An 18,595-nucleotide genomic window follows, 5' to 3' on the forward strand; every position below is an offset into this window, starting at 1 on the left:
CGCTCGCTGTCGGCACCGGGATCGGCCGCCGCCGGCTTGCCCGGGGCGGTACGGGGGTCCCCGGAGGGCTTCTTCTCCGGCGCGGCGGTACGCGACTCCTCGGCCGACTTCTTCTCCGGCGCGGCGGAGTCCTGCTTGACCGCGCGGAAGACGGCCGTGCGCTCGCTGTCGGCACCGGGATCGGCCGCCGCCGGCTTGCCCGGGGCGGTACGGGGGTCCCCGGAGGGCTTCTTCTCCGGCGCGGCGGTACGCGACTCCTCGGCCGACTTCTTCTCCGGCGCGGCGGTGCCCTGCTTGACCGCGCGGAAGACGGCCGTGCGCTCGCTGTCGGCGCCCGGGGTCGGGGTGGCGGTACGCGACTCCTTGGGCGGCGTCTTGGCCGAATCCCGGTCGCCGGCGGCCGAAGCGGAACCCGGCTTCACGACTCCGAAGGCGGTCGTCCGCCGGTCGGCGGGGGCCGAAGGCTTCGCGGAAGCGGCGCCCTTCGACTCCTCGACCTTCGACTCCTCACCCTCCGACTCGGCCGACCGACGATCCACCGAGTCCGCCCCGTCGCCACGCGAAGCCGCACCCGAAGCGGCGTCAGCAGCCGCATCGGAAGCGGAGGCCGGCTTCGACACACCGAACGCCGTCTTCCCCGACTCCGCCGGGCGGGACACCTTGGCCGAATCCCGGCCGTCCGCACCCGAAGCACGTTCCGGCTCGTCCTGCGCCGAAGCGGAACCCGACTTCGCATCAGCGGCGGCCGCCGGCTCCCGGTCGCCCGGAGCCCCGGACGCGGCGGAACGCGAACCCGAGTCCGAGTCCGAGTCCGAGCCCGAGTCCGAGTCCGTCGAACCGTCGGAGGAGCTCGTGGCGACCCACGCCGCCACCGCTTCCTTCAACGCGTCCCGGTCCCCGGACCCCGCGTCGCGCGGCCGCAGGACCGACAGCCTCGGGTCCCGCTCCGCGGACGGCGCGGCGGACTCCGCCGTTCCCGACGCACCTTCATCAACCGACTTGTCGGGGGACTCGCCCGCCACCAGTTCCTCCTCGTTCGCCGTCCGGCCGCTGTCCGAACCGTCTAACAGTGTCCCGTCTCGGGGGCATCGCCCACCCGCTAGACGAGAACGACATAGCTGCCGGTTCCCCCACAAAGCGTCCAGGCGCTCTCGACAGATGAATGTGAGAGGCGTCACCCTGTCACTCATCCACGCGGGGAGGCATGGATGGGCAGGAGCCGCAGAACAATTCCGGAGGAGCTTCTGCTGCTCGCCTTGGACCCGACCACGGGAACCACGGCGCAGCCGCAGTCGCTCGACCTCGGCCTGGCCGGGGCACAGCTAGTAGAGCTGGCTCTGGCAGGACGGATAGCCCCTGACGGGGATCGTATCGCCGTGGTGATGCCACGGCCGACAGGAGATCCGACTCTGGACTCCGCACTGGAACTGCTGCGCAGGCGCGGCAGCCCGGTCCGGGCCGTTCACTGGATCGGCGGACCCCGGCTGGGGCTCCGTCAGATTTACCTCGCTCACCTGGAGCGTTGCGGCATGGTGCATGCCGTCGCGGGACAGATGTGCGGGGTGCTGCCGACGACTCGCTACCAGGCGACGGACACGGCGATCAGCCGGGAGATCCGTGCCCGGCTCGACAGTGCGATCCGCACCGGCGTACCGCCGGACCCGCGGACCGCGGCGCTCGCCGCACTGGCCCACGCGGTCGGACTCGGCAAGCACCTGTACCCCGGCAACGAGGGGCGGTCGTCCAGGTCCCGGTTGCGGGACCTGATCCGGCACGACCCCATGGGCGGTCTCGTGGCGCACGCCGTCATGGACGTCCAGAACGGGGTGGCGGCACAGCCGAGGCGCGACCGCGCCCCGGCCACCGCGTCGGCTTCGGCCTCGACCTCGGCGGCACCCACCGCCCGGGCCGGCGGCGTACCGATGCAGCCACGCCGTACGGGTGCGATGGCCCGGGTGGCCGCGCACTGAGCACGGCACGCACGGCACGCACTGAACGCAGTAAGGCACAGGCACCACCCGCACCACAGACAGCACCCGCACCGCAGCCCGCCACACCCCTTGACCAACCAGCGGGCCGCCACGCACGCACCACGCACAACAGCGTCACAGCGCCACTGCCGCAACCGGTCGTCCCCCCAAAGGCCCGGTTTCGGGAGCCGCCGGGGCGCGGGGCGGCGGGGCCGGATACCGGTCCCGCCGGCCCCGCGCGTCTGTCTTTCGGTCCGTTCCCCAGCGCCGCCGCACCCTTCGGTGGCAGTCTGCTGAACATCAGACACGCAGAGAGACAGATCCAGAAGAAGGCGGAGGTGCCGTCCACGTGGCGTCCAATGTCAATCCCACCGTCCGACGCCGCCGACTGGGCATGGAGTTGCGCAAGTTGCGCGAGGACAAGGGCATGACGGCCGAGCAGGTCGCCGAGCGGCTGCTCGTTTCCCAGTCCAAGATCAGCCGGCTGGAGAACGGCCGTCGCTCCATCAGCCAGCGCGACGTCCGCGACCTGTGCGACGTGTACGAGGTCGAGGACCGCCGGCTCGTCGACTCCCTCATGCAGATGGCCAAGGACTCGCGCCAGCAGGGCTGGTGGCACGCCTTCGGCGACATCCCGTACAGCGTCTACATCGGCCTGGAGACGGACGCGGCCAGTCTGCGCACGTACGAGCCCCAGATGGTCCCCGGCCTGCTCCAGACCCCCGAGTACGCCCAGGCTCTGATCCGCGGCGCGCTCCCGGAGACCGCGCCGGCCGACGTGGACAAGCGCGTCCAGGTCCGCATGCACCGCCAGAAGCGGCTCTCCGAGACCGACAACAACAACCCGGAGGTCGGGCCGCTGCGCCTGTGGGCGGTGATCGACGAGGCGGCGCTGCGCCGGCACGTGGGCGACGCGCAGTTGATGATCCGGCAGCTCGAATACCTGATAGAGCAATCGGAACAGCCTTACATCACCGTGCAGGTGATGCCGTTCTCGATGGGCGCCCATCCGGGCGTCAACGGGCAGTACGCCATCCTGGAATTCCCGGACGCCTCCGACTCGACCGTGGTCTACATCGAGGGCGTGACGAGCGATTTGTACCTGGAGAAGGCCAACGACGTTCAGAAGTACAGCGTGATGTACGAGCACCTGCGCGCCCAGGCGCTCAATGTCGACCAGACGCGTCAGTTCATCGCCGAGATCATCGAGCACTATGCGGGCAAGGGGAAGTAAAAGGGGAGGCAGCGGGCACGCAACGGGCGGGCAGGGGCAGAAGGGGCCGGTACGGTACACCGTCACTCCCCGGCCGCAGAAGGCCTGAATGGAATATGCCACCCGGTCGAGTGAATGCCCACTTCAGCCATCGGGCGGGGCGGGTAGCGTCGATCACGTCAGCCGGAGTAATGGCTGGCGAGACCCGGAACTACTCGCTGAACCGGAGAAAAACATGGCTATTCGTCAGGGCGCTACGGAAAACTGGACCAAGTCCTCCTACTCCGGCGGAAACGGCGCCTGCGTCGAAGTCAAGTCCCCCGTCATGGACGCCATCGCGGTCCGCGACTCGAAGGTGCAGGACGGTCCGTCCCTCACCTTCGCGCCCGGGTCCTGGAACTCCTTCGTCACCGATGTCACCGAGGGACGGCTGGGACGCCTCGTCTGAGCGTGCCTACGACGTCCGCCCCGACCGTCCGCACCACGATGACGGCCGCAGATTGAAGCCCTCTCGACCGGTCGCCGTCCTGGCCGAGGGGGCTCGGCCGTGCCCGCGGCGGGACGCCCCGATGCCATCGCGGACCCGCGCCGTCCTCAGCGCAGCCGGTCCACGTAACGGTCCGTCCCCGGCACCGTCGGGATGAACGGCGCCACCAGCTCCACCCGCCCCAAGCCCGCCTCCGCGACCTCGGCGTCCAGCCCCTCGAACCGGTGCCAGCAGCTTCGGGGATCGGCCTCCAGGAACCACAGCAGCGTCAACCGGGTGCCGACGCCCTCGACCTGTTTGACGTACGTCATCCGGTCACCCGGCAAAGGCGTCGGCCGGAAGACCGTCACGATCGCCGCGGGCCCGCCTGCCAGCCGCTTCGGGAGGGCCCGCGCGCGCAGCCACTCCAGCAGTCGCGCCCGCTCCTCGGGGCCGTCGGCGTCGATGACCTGGAGGACCAGCCCGGCGTACGGGTGGTCGAGGGCGTGGAAGTCCCGCGGTCCGGCGGCGCCGTCGCGGTAGACGGTGGCCGCGTGGTCCTGGAACGCGGTGAAGACGTGCGTACGGTCCTGGTAGACGCGACCGTCGCGGTTCAGCCGCTTGTTGATCCCGACGGTCCACTTCATGTGCTCGTCGTAGCGGCCTTCGGTCACCCAGTACGTCGACAGGTAGCAGCCGGCCGTGACGGGCCGGGCGACGGCCGACTTCTCCGGATAGCGCAGCTCCTGGAGGTCCCTGGTGGCCACCCAGCGGCGTCCCGCGTACATCCAGGGCATGGCCATGGCGCCGGCGTAGTAGTGGTCGTCCTCGTACCAACGGTTGTACGCGAACTCGTGGCCCGGGTGCGGTTCGACCATGGTGATCAGCGCGTGGCCGGGGCGGACGCCGTACGGTCCCACGGCGGCGAGCGCCGCGTAGTCCTCGGCCCGGGTGTCGTCCTCGCCGCCCGGCCGCCGCGTCGAGATCGATGTCGATGTCGATGTCGATGTCTCGTCTGTCGTCATGGGACCGGTTTATCTGATGCAGCGTCAGTTGGGGAGGGGGCGGACGTCGGTACACACGGGCCCTGTTCACCTGGCGGACAGGTAGGTGCTCTGTGCACCTTTCGTGGTTAGGCTGCGCGGACCCGCCTCCCGAAGGAGCCACCGTGCCCGGTCCCCTCACCGCCCTGCCGCTGCCGGCCTTCGCCGCCAGGACCGCCTCGGTGGGGGGTTCGCCCATCCGCGACATCCTCTCCCTCACCGACCGCCCCGAGGTGGTCTCCTTCGCCGGCGGCTACCCGGCCCCCGGGCTCTTCGACACCGCCGGCCTGCGCGCGGCCTTCGACGCGACCCTCGGCGACCCCGCCTCCGCCGCGCGGGCCCTGCAGTACTCGACCACCGAGGGCGTGCCGGAGCTCCGCGCCGCGATCGCCGCGCGCGCCACCGCCCGCGGCCTGGAGACCACCGCCGACCAGGTGTGCGTCACCACCGGTTCCCAGCAGGCGCTCTCCCTGCTCGCCGGCGCCCTTCTCGACCCGGGCGACGTGGTCCTGGTGGAGAACCCGACCTACCTGGCGGCGCTCCAGGGCTTCGGCCTGGCCGGCGCCCGGGTCGTGCCCGTCCCCTGTGACGAGGACGGCATCCTCCCGGACGCCCTGGAGGAGATCGTCCGGCGCGAGCGGCCCAAGTTGCTGTACACGATCCCCACCTTCCAGAACCCGACCGGCCGCACCCTCCCCGGAGCCCGCCGCGCGGCCGTCGCGGAGATCGCCGGGCGGCTCGGACTGTGGCTGGTGGAGGACGACCCGTACGGGGAACTCCGCTACGAGGGGTCCCACGAGCCGTGGCTCGCCGCGCACCCCGGGGCCGAGGACCGCACCGCGCTGCTCGGCAGCTTCTCCAAGGTCATGGCGCCCGGCCTGCGCTTGGGCTGGCTCCGCGCCCCGGCGGCCCTGCTGCGGGCGGCGGTGGTCGCCAAGCAGGCGGCCGACCTGCACACCTCGACGGTGAACCAGTTGGCCGCGGCCCGCTACCTGGCCTCGGTGGACCTCGACGCCCACGTCGCCACGGTCCGCGAGGCCTACCGCGTCCGCCGGGACGCGCTGTTGGCCGGCCTGTCCGAGGCGCTCCCGCCGGGCTCGCGGTGGAACCGGCCGGAGGGCGGCATGTTCGCCTGGGTCCGGCTGCCGGCCGGGTACGACGCGACTGCCCGCCTCACGTCCGCCGTCGCGCACGACGTCGCCTACGTCCCCGGGGCGCCCTTCTACACCGGCACCCCGGACCACCGCACCCTGCGGCTGTCCTTCGTCACGCACACCCCGTCCGAGATCACCGAGGGCCTGCGCCGACTGGGCCGCGCCCTGCGTTAGCCCCCCTCCCGGCTCCGCACCGCCCGCCCCGCCGTCGGGGGCGCCGGACAGGTCAGCGCCCCCGGTAGAGCGCGTCGATCTCCGAGGCGTACTGCCGCACGATGACCCCCCGCCTCAACTTCAACGACGGCGTCATCTGTCCCCGCTCCTGCGTGAACTCCCCCGCGAGCAGGACGAACCGGCGGATCGACTCCGCCCGCGAGACCAAGGCGTTCGCCTCGTCCACGCCCCTTTGCACGTCGGCCCGCAGTTCCTCGTCCCACAGCAGTTCCCCGACCGGCACCCCGACCTTCTTGCGCATCTGCCTCCAGTGCGCGAGCCCCTCCCCGTCCAGGGTGATCAGCGCGGCGACGTACGGCCGGTTGTCGCCGACCACCAGGCACTGGGCCACGAGGGGGTGCGCCCGCAGGGCGTCCTCCAGGACCGCCGGGGCGACGTTCTTGCCGCCGGAGGTGATGATCATGTCCTTTTTGCGGCCGGTGATCGTCAGGTACCCGTCCGCGTCCAGCTCCCCGATGTCGCCGGTCGCGAACCAGCCGCCCGGCTCCGCCGCCCCGCCGTTCCAGTAGCCCGCGAAGACGTGCGGCCCGTGCAGCAGCACCTCCCCGTCGTCCGCGATGCGTACGGCCGTTCCCGGCAGCGGCCACCCGACCGTGCCCAGCCGCGGCTTCAGCGGGGGCGTCACGGTCGCGGCCGCCGTCGTCTCCGTCAGGCCGTAGCCCTCGAAGACCTCCACGCCGGCGCCGGTGTAGAAGGCCGACAGCCTCGCCCCCAGCGGCGATCCACCGCTCAGGACGTACCGCACGCGTCCGCCCAACGCCGCCCTGATGCGGCGGTACACGAGCGGGTCGTACAGGGCCCGCGCCGCCCGCAGCCCCCACCCTGACCCGCCGCTCTCCCCGTACTTCCGGGCGATCCTCGCCGCCCGGTCGAAGGACGCCGCCCGGCCCATCTGTTCCGCCGTCGCCCGCGCGGTGTTGTAGACCTTCTCCAGGACGTACGGGATGGCCAGCAGGAACGTCGGTCTGAACCCGGCCAGGTCCGCCAGCAGGTCCTCCGTGCGGATGCTCGGCGCGTGGCCCAGTCTCACCCGCGCCCGCATGCATCCCACGGCGACCATCCGTCCGAAGATGTGCGACAGCGGGAGGAACAGCAGGGTGGAGGCGGGCTCGTCGCCGGTGGCGCGGAACACGGGGTACAGCAGCTCCACCGCGTTGTCCACCTCCGCGAAGAAGTTCGCGTGCGTCAGCACGCACCCCTTCGGCTGTCCGGTGGTCCCGGACGTGTAGACGAGCGTCGCGACGTCCTGTGGCGTACGGACCCGCCTGCGCTCGTGCACCAGCGCCTCCGGGATGCGCTCCCCGGCCTTGACGAGCCGGGCCACGGCCCCCGTGTCGAACTCCCAGAGGTGGGCCAGGCCGGGCAGGTTCACCCGTTCGGCGCTGATGATGCGCGCCTGCGTGGTGTCCTCGACGGCGCAGGCCACCGCCCCCGAGTCGTGGATGATCCACCGGGCCTGGGCTGCCGAGGAGGTCGGGTAGATCGGCACCGTCACCAGTCCGGCCGCCCAGCCCGCGAAGTCCAGCAGGGTCCATTCGTAGGTGGTGCGCGCCATGATGGCGAGCCGGTCCCCCGCCCGCAGGCCCTCGGCGATCAACCCCCTGGCGACGGCCAGCACCTGGGCGGCGAACTCGGCGGCGCTCACGTCACGCCAGGTGCCGTCGGGCTCCTTGCGTGCGAGGACGGCCTCGCCGGGCGCCCGGGCCGCGTTGTCGAACGGGATGTCCCCGAGCGATCCGCGCACGGGCGGTCCCACGAGCGCGGGCACCGCGACCTGTCGCACCACCCCGTCGATCACTGTTTTGACGGGCTCGACCGGTCTCGGCGCGGCCGGTTCGGGCGCGGCCTGCTTCGGCTCGGCATGCACGGGCGTTCTCCTCGGCTCGACTCCGGAGTTACCGCCGGTAATCTACGCACGAGTAATAGCCGCCGGCCAGCCCCTTACCAGGCCCTGACCACCGCGAACACGACTCCTCCACCGGGCGCGCACGCAGGTCGCACGCAGGTCACGGTCGGGTACGGCCGGTACAACGATGCGGTGTGCCCGCTTCGCCGCGGCCGATCCGCACGACGTCTCACCGATGCCTCACCCCACCACCGGGGCCACGGGCGGGCGGACGGCGCAGACCGACGCGGACCCGGTGGTGTCGAACACCGGGTCCGCGTCCGAGCTCCCCGCTAGTCGGTGCAGTACCGCTTGAGCGCCGCTTCGAAAGGCGCTGCCGCTCGGAATTGATCAGCTTCTGGTTGACCGCGTCCTGGGCCGCCGCGCCGCCCAGGCAGTCGGTGTTGGCACCGCCGTTCTGGAAGGCCTTGTACTTGCCGGCCGGCACGTCCGGAGGTGAACTTGTCGTCGTCGCCCACGGTTGCGGTGCCCCCGCCCGCGCCGTCGGTCTGGTCGAGGAAGACCTTGCCCTTGGCCTTGTCGAAGCCCTCGCCGGTGACGATCGATTTCGTCGCGTCACCGGCTTTCGCCTCGACGAAGCACTGGGCCGCGGCGGGAGCCGCGGGCGCCGCGGATGTGACCGCCGGGGTGGCGGCCCATCCCGTGGCGGCCGTCCCGAGGGCGATCGAGCAGGCCATGAGGGGGGTGAACAGCGTGATGCGGGTGCGTTGGTTCATCGTCTTTCCTCGCCTGGGGTGGGGGAGAGTGATGGAGCCACGGGGCCGACACGGCCGGCGGGCGCACAGACCGGCGCCGACGTCGTCGCCGCGGTGTACGGGAGCGGTCGCGCTCCGCGCGCGCTTCCCGATCGGCCTCCGGAAGACGTCCGCCCTTCCCACCATGCCCCGCCGCCCCCTGTCGGCCGGAGGCCGCTTCGCCCTACGCGGCGGCGGCGGTGACCCGGCAGTCGCGGCAACGGCCCGGTTCTCGGGCACGGAAGGCGCGTTCGCAGCCGTCACAGGTCTGCAACGGGTCGGGGCGGGCGCGGTTCGACTCCTCGGGCGGGACGGCGGGGACGGGCGGTGGGAGAAACGCCGTGAGCCGGTAGGCCAGCACGGACGCCGGGTGCCGGATGTGGTCCGGGAGGTCGACGGTCAGCTTCCGCGCGATGGCGTCGGGGGCGACCCCGCGCTCCAACCAGGTGGAGGTGCCGGGCGCGAGACGCAGGATGTCCCGTTCGGACAGGAGCACTCGAGGATCGAGTGCGCGCAGGCCTGCCAACAGGTCGATGGCGGCCGGGTGGAGCGGGTCGGCGGCCTCCAGGCCCTGCTCCTCCGCCTCCGGCACGGGCTCTTCGGCCTCCGGGTCCGGCACGTCGGGTTCCCATACGGGCTCGACCACGGGCCCCGGGGCGGGCTTGGGGTCGGGCTCCGGTTCGCGTCGCGTCACGGGGACGGGTCGCACGCGCCCCTGGCGGGGTGGCGTGGCCTCGTCCGGGTCGGCGCCCGGCTGTTCGTAGTAGTACGTCCGGGTGACCATGCGCCCGCCGTCGAGCCGTACGGTCCGCCGCTCGACGTACCCGCACTGCTCCAACTCCCGCAGGGCGGCGGCCAGTCGGATCTCCCCCTCGGGGAAGTGCGCGGCCAGCACCTTGATGCCGACGGGTGCGCCGTCCCGCAGCGACTGGATGTACACGGCGACGCCGATGGCCGTGGCGGACAGTCCCGCGTGCTGGGCGAGGTGGTTGCCGACGACCGTGAAGCGGTTGCGGTGACGGGACTTGACGTGAATGACGCCGGACCGGTGATTCCCGGGCGCGACCCGGGATGGGGCACGGGAGGGCGCACTAGACTGCGTGTAGGCCATTGGGAAGCGTTCACTTCCTGATTGGTCAGGCCCTCGCCCGGGATGCCAGTCCCGGCGGGGGCCGTCTCATGTCTGCGGTTGTCGGGGCCGAGCATATGCCGGCCAACCCACATCAAATCCAGCCCAGTTGGCACAGTTCACCCATCCGAGCGATGGGAGGCCGGGAGGGTTGGTAGGGGGTCGTTCACCCTCTTCGTCCTTGGTGGTACAGGGACCAACGCCACCGGGTCCCGCTCCACGACGACCCGGTGAACCACCCCGACCACCCCGACCACCCCGACCGGCCGCGCCGACACGCGGGCGTCAGGGCGCGGTGGCCGCCAACAGATCGACGACGATCTCCGTACCCAGGGCGTACGCCGGGACGCCCGAGGTGATGAGGGCGGTTTCGGCGACTCCGATGAGCTCGGCGACGGTGGCGCCGGCGTGGAGGGCGCCTTGGGCGTGGATGCGCGCGGGGTGTTCCCGGCCCAGGGACAGGAGCTGGCCGAAGTGGACGAGTTGCTGCACGCGCGCGCCGAGCGGGTTTTCGGTCAACACGATGTGCCGCAGCGCCGCGAGTGCCTCCTCGGTTGGCAGCCGGTCGAAGTCCCGCGCCAGGCGCAGCCGGTCCCGCACACCGCCCGGAACACCTCCGAGGGTGGAGCGGTAGCGGGCGCGCACCGCTTCGGCGCGCCGGGCGAGGGCGTCGTCGGCCGCCGTCGTATCGTCGGCCGTCGCGTCGGCCGTCGCGTCGGCGGTCATGACGCGACCCGGGCGATCGAGGCGCGCACGGCGGCCAGGGCGCCCTCCGGGAAGTCCACGGCCCCGCCGATCGCCGCCGCCGCGATCTCCGCCTCGGCGCTCTCCTCGATGGCCACCACCAGGTGGGCGGTCGCCGCCGAGTCCGGACCGAACACTATGAGGCCGTGGTTGGCCAGCAGGGCCGCCGAGGTCGCGGGGCGCCGTTCCAGGACGTCGACGATGCCGCGCACGGATACGTCGGACCCACGCGGCCCCCAGGGCACCACCGGGACCTCCTCGGGCTGCCCGAAGCGCAGCATCGGCTCGGTCCGGCACGGCAGCGGCCGGTGGGCGACGGCGAAGGCCGTCGCGGAGGGCGAGTGGGTGTGGATGACGGCGCCCACGTGCGGGCGCGCCCGGTAGACGGCGCTGTGCATGGCGATGATCTCGGCGCTGACGGAGCGCAGCTCCCCTTCCAGGACTCGCCCGTCGAGGCTGACGGCCGCCAGGTCCTCCGGCCGGAGCCCGCGGACGAACCCCGGCGTCAGCAGGAAGCTGTCCGCGTCGAGCCGGGCGCTGAGGTTGGCGTGCCCCGAGTGGGACATCACCCCTGCCGTGAAGAGCGCCTCCGCCGCCGCGACCAGCTCCGCCCGCTCGTGCGCCCGTTCCTTCGCCACCCGTGTGGTTGCCATCCGGCACCTCCGTAGTCCGCTGCCGACGGCTCTCGATCGCCGCCGTGCCCGCGCACCCCACTCTTCAACTTAAACTCAGGTTCAAGTCAAGCGGCCGACGGCCGGACCGGGCGGGAACGGGAGGAGCGGCTGCGTGCGCATGACCATCGGACAGCTCTCGGAGATCACCGGAGTGCCGGCGTCGGCCATCCGGTACTGGGAACGCCACGGCCTGCTCCCGGCGCCCGAGCGCCGGAGCGGGCAGCGGCGCTACCCGCCGGAGGCCGCGCAGCGGATCGTGGTCCTGCGCAAGTGCCAGCAGGCGGGGTTGACCCTGGCGGAGATCGGCGAGTTGCAGGAGGACCGGCCGCGCAGGCAGGCGATGATCCAGGCCAAGATCGCCGAGGTCGAGCAGCGGATGATCGACCTCGACCACGCCCATCAGCTCCTGGTCCACGCCGTGCAGTGCGGCGAGGAGGACATCGTCGGCTGCCCCAAGTTCCGCGAGCAGATGGCCGCCTGGGAGACCTCCGCCCCCGGCCGCGCCGCAGTCCCGGAACCCGACCGTGGGTGACGGCGTCCGCGGCGAGAGCGGCGACGACGGCCCGCCGAGCCGGGCGGCGCGGCGCGAGGGCGTCGACCTGCCGGAGGATCAGGGGTGCCTGCGGTGGGTGCTCGGGGTGCCGCTCGGGCTCGTCTACCTGGCGGCGGCGTACTGCTGCCGGATCGCCCTGCTCATGCGGCCCGACGGGCCCCACGACGACCACACCCGCGCCGACATCGAGGCGTGCGCCGTCGCGGCGCTGTGCGTCAGCCTGCTCGGGCTGCTGCTCTCGCTCCTCCCGGTGTACCGCCGCACCCTGAGCCGGTGGTGGTACCTCGTGCCCCTCGCGCTCGGCCTCGTCGCCTACGTCCGGGCGCTCACCGCCTGAGCCGCACGGGCCGCGTTCCCGGCCGCCAGAGCGAACACCGCGGCCCCCGCCCGGAGGGGGGCGGGGGCCGCGGTGCGTGCGTACGGGGCGTCAGGCGGCAACGGCCACCGGGGTGCGGGCCGGGTCCTCCGGCGTCACGTCGTCGAGCGGGGAGGACGAGGCGGCCGCGTAGGCCCTCTTGTCCAGGATTCCCTCACGCGCCGAGACGATGACCGGGACGACGGCCTGGCCGGCCACGTTGGTCGCGGTGCGCATCATGTCCAGGATCGGGTCGATCGCCATCAGCAGGCCCACGCCCTCCAGCGGCAGGCCGAGCGTGGACAGGGTCAGCGTGAGCATGACCGTGGCGCCCGTCAGACCCGCCGTGGCGGCGGAGCCGACCACAGACACGAACGCGATGAGCACGTACTCCTTGATACCCAACTGGACGTCGAAGATCTGCGCGATGAAGATCGCCGCGAGCGCCGGGTAGATCGCGGCGCAGCCGTCCATCTTGGTCGTGGCGCCGAACGGGACGGCGAAGGAGGCGTACTCCCTCGGGACGCCGAGGCGTTCGGTGACCTTCTGGGTGACCGGCATGGTGCCGACCGAGGAGCGGGAGACGAAGGCCAGCTGGATGGCCGGCCAGGCGCCCTTGAAGAACTGGAGCGGGTTGACCTTGGCGACCGTCGCGAGGAGCAGCGGGTACACGCCGAACATCACCAGCGCGGAGCCGATGTAGACGTCCGCGGTGAAGGTGGCGTACTTGCCGATCAGGTCCCAGCCGTACGTGGCGATCGCGGTGCCGATGAGGCCGACGGTGCCGATCGGCGCGAGGCGGATGACCCACCACAGGGCCTTCTGGAGCAGCTCCAGGACGGACTCGGCGAGGGTGAGGACCGGCTGCGCCTTGGTGCCGAGCTTGAGGGCGGCGATACCGGCGACGGCGGCCAGGAAGACGATCTGCAGGACGTTCAGCTCGGTGAACGGCGTGACGATGTCCTTCGGCACGATGCCGGTCAGGAAGTCGAGCCACGAGCCGTGGTGCTTGGGCAGCTTGCCGTCCTGCGGGGTGAGGCCGGTGCCGGCACCCGGGTTGGTCAGCAGGCCGATGGCGAGGCCGATGCCGACTGCGATCAGCGAGGTGATCATGAACCAGAGCAGGGTGCGCGAGGCGAGGCGCGCGGCGTTGTTCACCTTCCGCAGGTTGGTGATGGACACCAGGATCGCGAAGAACACGAGGGGGGCGACGGCCAGCTTGAGCAGCTGGATGAAGATGTCGCCGATCTGCTCCAGGGTGGTGCCCAGCCAGCTGATGTCCTGGCTCTTGGCGAGCCAGCCGAACAGCACGCCGAGCGCGAGACCGGTGACGATCTGGGCCCAGAACGGGAACTTGAACGAGGCCTTGGCGGCGGGGGCCGGGGCCTGGGGGGTGGCGGACACGGACACTCTCCGGGGGTGACGCGTAACGGAAGACGCGTGAAGTCGTGGGGGACGGGGCGCGCAGGGACGGACGAAAGGTTCCTGCGGCGGTGGTGACAACGCGGTGGGGACACGGTGCGGCAGCACCCGGAAAGTGCCGGGCCGGCCGGGCCGCTGCTGGTCGGTCGGGTCGACGGGACGCCGACCGTGACGACGTCTACCGCGACGGCGTCAACGACAACAGCAACAGGCCGCGGACACGCGGCGGCAGAGGTCGACGTGCAGGCGCGCCACGAGCGGAACGCTCGCGGTCATCTGGTGCGCAACTGTGGTCAACATGTTGAACACGCTAACACTTCTCCTTTGAGAATCTCAAAGGCGCCCTTTGAGCCAAGGTCACGGCTCTCCCCGCGCCGGAACGCGCGAACGCCCCAGCGGTACGGGTGGTGTTCCCGTTGCTGGAGCGTTCGCGGAAGCGTGTGGGTGTGTGATGAAGCTAACCGGGTCGGGCCCGGCCGGCGCGCTAGGCAACGCGGGCGGCGTCGTCCGCCGCGTCCTCCTGGCCCCGGTTCTCGGCGAGCTTCTGCTTCGCACCCGCGACGCGTCCGGAGATCTGCAGCGACATCTCGTCGCGCTGCTTGCGCAGGAGCACGAAGGACAGCGGCGCGGAGAGGACGAGGGCGAGGAGCACGATCCAGGCGAAGTTCGCGTCGCCCAGGCCGGAGGGCACCCAGCCCAGCCGGACGAATACGGCGACGAGCACCAGGCACCCGACGAAGATGCCCAGGCGCATCGCGGTGTAGCGGATCGTCGCGCTCGGCTTGAGGGACACGGTGACCCCTTCTCTCTCGTCTTCGTACGGCGGCACGTGCCCATCCAGTGAAGCACGCCGCGGCCGACCTCCGGTCCGCCGGGGTCGCCGGCCCCGCGCCCCCGCACCCTGTACCGCCGTGCCGCCGTGCCGCCATACCCCAGGCCCTCAGTGCAGCGGGAGCAGCATCGTGATGTCGTCGCGGTCGTCGCCGGGACCGACGCGAATGGCGTCGGGGACGCGGCCGACCTCCTTGTAGCCGCAGGAGGCGTAGAAGTGCTCCAGGCCGAGGCCGCCACGGCAGCTCAGGCGGACGGCCTCGATGCCGTCCAGGGTGCGGGCGGCGTCGGCGACGGCCGCCATCAGGGCGCGGCCGGCGCCCCGGCCCTGGAGGTCGGGGGCGACCATCACGGTGTAGGCCGTGACCCAGTGGCGCATGAGCCGGTGTGGGTTGAGGGCGAGGACGGCGGCGGCGCCGACCCGGCCCGCCCCGTCGTGGCCCACGATCAGACGGTGGCTTCCCTCCACCATCGCCACGAGGTGCTTGACCAGCGCGGGCCGCACGTCCTCGGCGGTGACGGGCGGGACGAAGCCGACCGCGCCACCCGCGTTGCTGACCTCCGTCCAGAGGTCGAGGAGTCCGTCGCGCAGGGCCGGGTCGACCACGGGGTCGAGAGCAAAGGTAAGGGTCACAACCAAAGAATATCTATTACTTAGGCGCCTCGGCAACGGTTTTGCCGCTCCCGGAACGGCGCGAGCCCCGGTCCGCCAGGACCGGGGCTCGCCTCCGTCGTACGGCGCGCGGCGCGTCAGACGCGCATCGCCTGCGGCGACTCGCGCAGGTCCGCGTCCGGGCCGGGGTACTCGCGGATGATCTCGTAGCGCGTGTTGCGCTCGACCGGGCGGAAACCGGCTTCCCGGATGAGCTCCAGGAGGTCGTCGCGGCCCAGCTTGTTCGGGGTGCCGTAGTTGTCGGCGTCGTGCGTGATCTTGTACTCGACGACCGAGCCGTCCATGTCGTCCGCGCCGTGCTGGAGCGCCAACTGGGCGGTCTGCACCCCGTGCATCACCCAGAAGACCTTCACGTGCGGCACGTTGTCGAACAGGAGCCGGGAGACCGCGAAGGTCTTGAGCGCCTCGGCCCCGGTCGCCATCGTCGTGCGCGCCTGGAGCTTGTTGCGGACCTTGCCGTCCTGCATGTCCACGAAGTCGTGCTGGTAGCGCAGCGGGATGAAGACCTGGAAGCCGCCGGTCTCGTCCTGGAGCTCACGCAGCCGCAGCACGTGGTCCACCCGGTGGCGCGGCTCCTCGATGTGCCCGTAGAGCATGGTCGAGGGGGTCTTGAGGCCCTTCGAGTGCGCCAGGCGGTGGATGCGCGACCAGTCTTCCCAGTGGGTGCGGTGGTCCACGATGTGCTGACGGACCTCCCAGTCGAAGATCTCGGCGCCGCCGCCGGTCAGCGACTCCAGGCCGGCCTCGATCAGCTCGTCCAGGATGTCGGAGGCCGACATGCCGGAGATCGTCTCGAAGTGGTGGATCTCCGTGGCCGTGAACGCCTTCAGCGAGACGTTCGGCAGCGCCTCCTTGAGCGCGGAGAGCGAGCGCGGGTAGTAGCGCCACGGCAGGGTCGGGTGCAGACCGTTGACGATGTGCAGCTCGGTGAGGTTCTCGTTCTCCATGGCCTTGGCCAGGCGGACGGCCTCCTCGATGCGCATCGTGTACGCGTCCTTCTCGCCCGGCTTGCGCTGGAACGAGCAGTACGCGCAGGACGCGGTGCACACGTTGGTCATGTTGAGGTGGCGGTTGACGTTGAAGTGGACGACGTCACCGTTCTTGCGCGTGCGCACCTCGTGGGCGAGGCCGCCGAGCCAGGCCAGGTCGTCGGACTCGTAGAGGGCGATGCCGTCCTCACGGGTCAGCCGCTCGCCGGAACGGACCTTCTCCTCCAGCTCACGCTTGAGCCCAGCGTCCATGCCGGTCCTCTCCTCTGTCTGTCCTGATCTGTCCTGCACTGCCCGTGCTTTGCGCGTCGCCGCCTCGACCCGTGGTCCGGGTGGCCGCGACCGCCACCCACCGTACTCTCAGCCCTCCTCGGGCAGTTCCCCGACCCGGTTCTCCCACTTCGTGGAGAGCACGATGGTGGTGCGGGTGCGCGAGACGCCCTTGGTGCCGGAGAGCTTGCGGATGATTTTCTCCAGGCCGTCCACGTCGCTGGCGCGCACCTTCAACATGAAGGAGTCGTCGCCGGCGATGAACCAGCAGTCCTCGATCTCGGCGAGGTCGCGCAGCCGGCGGGCCACGTCTTCGTGGTCGGCGGCGTCGGAGAGCGAGATGCCGATGAGCGCCGTGACGCCGAGACCCAGCGAGGCCGCGTCCACGGTCGCGCGGTAGCCCGTGATCACGCCCGCCGTCTCCAGACGGTTGATGCGGTCGGTGACGCTCGGGCCGGAGAGGCCCACGAGACGGCCCAGCTCCGCGTACGAGGCACGGCCGTTTTCCCGGAGTGCCTGGATGAGCTGCCTGTCCACCGTGTCCATTACGTGGAGCCTTCCATTATTCGGCGATTCTGCGAGTCTAGGTATAGAATCTAAGGCACACAGGGGTCAACACCCTGTGAAATCTTTCAACAGATCAAAGACGATCTTCAGGAGTGGTTCACCGTGTACACGATCGAGATGGCCTACGCGCACATGCGACAGCTCCAGGAGCTGGCCAACCGATCCCGCACCGACCAGCCGTCCGCCGCGCACCGCGTCGACAAGATGCGCAAGCCGCGCACCGACAAGAAGCGCTAGGCACCGCTCGCCTCCCGGGGAGCACGGGAACCTCCGAGCTCCCCCTCCCACCTGCGGTACAGCCGGTGCGGCACACCCGCCGCGTCGAGCACCCGCCCCGCGACGAAGTCCACCAGATCCTGGATGTGCGTCGCACCCGCGTAGAACGCCGGAGAGGCGGGCAGCACGACCGCGCCCGCCTCGTCCAGCGCCACCAAGTGCTTCAGGGTCTGACCGTTCAGCGGAGTCTCCCGCACCGCGACCACCAGCCGGCGCCGCTCCTTGAGCGTCACGCTCGCCACGCGCTGGAGCAGGTCCTTCGACAGTCCCAGCGCCACGCCCGCCACGCACGCCGTGGACGCGGGCACGATCAGCATCCCCTGCACGGGGTACGAACCCGAGCTCGGCCCCGCGGCCAGGTCCCCCGCGGCCCAGTGGCGCACGTCGTCCAGCTCGGGCGTCGCGAAACTGCCCGGCTTGCCGTCCGCGCCGCGTTCCAGCCACCGGGCCAGGTCCTCGCGCCAGTGCGCGTCCCGGAACGCGATGCCGGTCTCGTCCAGCAGGGTCAGGCGCGACGCCCGGCTCACCACCAGGTCGACGCTTTCCCCCGCCGCGAGAAGCCCGCGGAGCACCGCCGCCGCGTACGGCGTCCCGGACGCCCCGGAAACCCCGACCACCCACGGGGTGCGCTTGCCGTCAGTCATGCCTCCGAGACTATCCGGCCACCGCGAGCGGGCACGGAGTAAGGTGCCCGGACGTTCAAGGGGTGGACACGAATGACGGGGGGGTCGGCGTGGAAGAGGTGCGCGCGGGGCGGGCAGGGCCGGCGGCACGAGCCGTGCGGCAGGGCGGGGAGGACCGGGGCCGCGCCGATCGGGCCAAAGCCGCCGCGAAGCTGATGTCGGCCTGGGTCGCGCTGCTGTGGGTGATCGAGGCCGTGGACTACGCCACCGGGCACGCGCTGGACGCGTACGGGATCACCGCCCGCGAGACCGACGGCCTGGGCGGGATACCGCTGGCCCCGTTCCTGCACTTCGGCTTCGACCACGTGGCGTCCAACAGTCTCCCGCTGCTGGTGCTGGGCTTCGTCGCCGCCCTGGGCGGGATACGCCGCTTCCTCGCCGTGTCGGCGGTGATCACCCTGGCCGACGGCCTCGCGGTGTGGCTGATATCCCCTTCGCACTCCGTGACCGCCGGCGCCTCGGGCCTGATCTTCGGACTCTTCGGGTACCTGCTGGTGCGCGGCTTCGTGGAACGCCGACCGCTGGGGGTGGTGGTCGGGCTCGCCCTCGCCGCCGTCTGGGGCACCACGTTTCTGTCGGGCGTCCTGCCCACCGATTCGATGATCAGCTGGCAGGCGCACCTCTTCGGACTCGTCGCGGGCGTGGCGACGGCGTTCCTCTTCCGCCGCCCGCCGCGACCGGCCCTGACGGGCTGACGGGCTGACGGGCT

General features: G+C 71.5%; 20 protein-coding genes and 1 pseudogene. 8 read left to right on the forward strand and 13 right to left on the reverse strand.

Going from position 1 to position 18,595, the window contains the following annotated elements; genetic code table 11:
* Positions 1–1,022 (reverse strand): annotated as a pseudogene (locus E6R62_RS29515) (hypothetical protein); the annotation flags it as partial.
* Positions 1,023–1,208: 186 nt separating this feature from the next.
* On the opposite strand from E6R62_RS29515, the gene E6R62_RS29520 reads away from it, so the two are divergent.
* From E6R62_RS29520 to E6R62_RS29530, 3 genes are all read left to right on the forward strand, one after another.
* Complete coding sequence (locus tag E6R62_RS29520) at positions 1,209–1,970, forward strand: GPP34 family phosphoprotein (RefSeq protein WP_136216545.1); 762 nt, start codon at positions 1,209–1,211, stop codon at positions 1,968–1,970.
* 349 nt (positions 1,971–2,319) lie between these two features.
* Positions 2,320–3,204, forward strand: a complete 885-nt coding sequence (locus tag E6R62_RS29525) for a helix-turn-helix transcriptional regulator (RefSeq protein WP_136216546.1) — start codon at positions 2,320–2,322, stop codon at positions 3,202–3,204.
* Positions 3,205–3,418: 214 nt separating this feature from the next.
* The gene (locus E6R62_RS29530) at positions 3,419–3,631 is read left to right on the forward strand and encodes a DUF397 domain-containing protein (RefSeq protein WP_136216547.1); all 213 of its coding nucleotides are present in this window, start codon (positions 3,419–3,421) and stop codon (positions 3,629–3,631) included.
* 146 nt (positions 3,632–3,777) lie between these two features.
* Here E6R62_RS29530 and E6R62_RS29535 read toward each other — a convergent pair whose 3' ends face one another.
* Positions 3,778–4,674, reverse strand: coding sequence for a hypothetical protein (locus tag E6R62_RS29535; RefSeq protein ID WP_136216548.1), 897 nt, complete (start codon positions 4,672–4,674; stop codon positions 3,778–3,780).
* Positions 4,675–4,817: 143 nt separating this feature from the next.
* Here E6R62_RS29535 and E6R62_RS29540 point away from each other — a divergent pair, with 143 nt between their 5' ends.
* Positions 4,818–6,020: a PLP-dependent aminotransferase family protein gene (locus E6R62_RS29540; protein ID WP_136216549.1), complete on the forward strand. Its 1,203-nt coding sequence runs from the start codon at positions 4,818–4,820 to the stop codon at positions 6,018–6,020.
* A 52-nt stretch (positions 6,021–6,072) separates the two neighbouring features.
* Here the strand turns inward: E6R62_RS29540 and E6R62_RS29545 are convergent, their stop codons facing one another.
* The 5 genes from E6R62_RS29545 to E6R62_RS29565 all read right to left on the reverse strand — a co-directional run bounded on the left by E6R62_RS29545 (position 6,073) and on the right by E6R62_RS29565 (position 11,246).
* Positions 6,073–7,947: a long-chain fatty acid--CoA ligase gene (locus tag E6R62_RS29545; RefSeq protein WP_136216550.1), complete on the reverse strand. Its 1,875-nt coding sequence runs from the start codon at positions 7,945–7,947 to the stop codon at positions 6,073–6,075.
* 311 nt (positions 7,948–8,258) lie between these two features.
* Positions 8,259–8,702 (reverse strand): hypothetical protein, encoded by a 444-nt coding sequence (locus tag E6R62_RS29550; RefSeq protein ID WP_136216551.1) that lies wholly within the window; start codon positions 8,700–8,702, stop codon positions 8,259–8,261.
* Positions 8,703–8,904: 202 nt separating this feature from the next.
* Positions 8,905–9,831, reverse strand: coding sequence for a helix-turn-helix domain-containing protein (locus E6R62_RS29555; RefSeq protein ID WP_136216552.1), 927 nt, complete (start codon positions 9,829–9,831; stop codon positions 8,905–8,907).
* A gap of 303 nt (positions 9,832–10,134) precedes the next feature.
* Positions 10,135–10,575, reverse strand: coding sequence for a carboxymuconolactone decarboxylase family protein (locus E6R62_RS29560; protein ID WP_136216553.1), 441 nt, complete (start codon positions 10,573–10,575; stop codon positions 10,135–10,137).
* Positions 10,572–11,246, reverse strand: coding sequence for a class II aldolase/adducin family protein (locus E6R62_RS29565; RefSeq protein WP_136216554.1), 675 nt, complete (start codon positions 11,244–11,246; stop codon positions 10,572–10,574). Before E6R62_RS29565 ends, E6R62_RS29560 begins: the two co-directional genes overlap by 4 nt.
* A 139-nt stretch (positions 11,247–11,385) precedes the next feature.
* On the opposite strand from E6R62_RS29565, the gene E6R62_RS29570 reads away from it, so the two are divergent.
* Together E6R62_RS29570 and E6R62_RS29575 are read left to right on the forward strand one after the other, a co-directional pair.
* Positions 11,386–11,799, forward strand: a complete 414-nt coding sequence (locus tag E6R62_RS29570; protein WP_136216605.1) for a MerR family transcriptional regulator — start codon at positions 11,386–11,388, stop codon at positions 11,797–11,799.
* On the forward strand, positions 11,792–12,157 hold the full coding sequence (locus E6R62_RS29575; RefSeq protein WP_240801982.1) for a hypothetical protein: 366 nt from the start codon (positions 11,792–11,794) through the stop codon (positions 12,155–12,157). The genes E6R62_RS29570 and E6R62_RS29575 overlap by 8 nt, the downstream gene beginning before the upstream one ends.
* Positions 12,158–12,247: 90 nt before the next feature.
* Here E6R62_RS29575 and E6R62_RS29580 read toward each other — a convergent pair whose 3' ends face one another.
* The 5 genes from E6R62_RS29580 to E6R62_RS29600 form a co-directional block, all read right to left on the reverse strand.
* A complete protein-coding gene (locus E6R62_RS29580) occupies positions 12,248–13,585 on the reverse strand; it encodes a dicarboxylate/amino acid:cation symporter (RefSeq protein ID WP_136216555.1) in 1,338 nt (445 codons plus the stop codon).
* A gap of 496 nt (positions 13,586–14,081) precedes the next feature.
* The gene (locus E6R62_RS29585) at positions 14,082–14,426 is read right to left on the reverse strand and encodes a DUF4229 domain-containing protein (RefSeq protein WP_306432480.1); all 345 of its coding nucleotides are present in this window, start codon (positions 14,424–14,426) and stop codon (positions 14,082–14,084) included.
* Positions 14,427–14,537: 111 nt separating this feature from the next.
* Positions 14,538–15,062: a GNAT family N-acetyltransferase gene (locus E6R62_RS29590; RefSeq protein WP_136216556.1), complete on the reverse strand. Its 525-nt coding sequence runs from the start codon at positions 15,060–15,062 to the stop codon at positions 14,538–14,540.
* Positions 15,063–15,178: 116 nt separating this feature from the next.
* On the reverse strand, positions 15,179–16,342 hold the full coding sequence (gene mqnE, locus E6R62_RS29595) for an aminofutalosine synthase MqnE (protein WP_136216557.1): 1,164 nt from the start codon (positions 16,340–16,342) through the stop codon (positions 15,179–15,181).
* Between the two features lie 108 nt (positions 16,343–16,450).
* Entirely contained in the window at positions 16,451–16,906 is a 456-nt protein-coding gene (locus E6R62_RS29600) for an Lrp/AsnC family transcriptional regulator (protein ID WP_136216558.1), read from the reverse strand.
* 123 nt (positions 16,907–17,029) lie between these two features.
* Between E6R62_RS29600 and E6R62_RS41900 the strand changes: the two genes are divergently transcribed.
* Positions 17,030–17,164: a hypothetical protein gene (locus E6R62_RS41900; protein ID WP_268250203.1), complete on the forward strand. Its 135-nt coding sequence runs from the start codon at positions 17,030–17,032 to the stop codon at positions 17,162–17,164.
* On the opposite strand, the gene E6R62_RS29605 is transcribed toward E6R62_RS41900, so the two are convergent.
* Positions 17,161–17,847 (reverse strand): UbiX family flavin prenyltransferase, encoded by a 687-nt coding sequence (locus E6R62_RS29605; protein WP_136216559.1) that lies wholly within the window; start codon positions 17,845–17,847, stop codon positions 17,161–17,163. The genes E6R62_RS41900 and E6R62_RS29605 overlap by 4 nt on opposite strands.
* Positions 17,848–18,041: 194 nt before the next feature.
* Between E6R62_RS29605 and E6R62_RS29610 the strand changes: the two genes are divergently transcribed.
* Positions 18,042–18,581, forward strand: coding sequence for a rhomboid family intramembrane serine protease (locus E6R62_RS29610; RefSeq protein WP_136216608.1), 540 nt, complete (start codon positions 18,042–18,044; stop codon positions 18,579–18,581).
* Positions 18,582–18,595: the final 14 nt, after the last annotated feature.

It is taken from the genome of Streptomyces sp. A1136 (assembly GCF_004795055.1).
Lineage (GTDB): Bacteria > Actinomycetota > Actinomycetes > Streptomycetales > Streptomycetaceae > Streptomyces.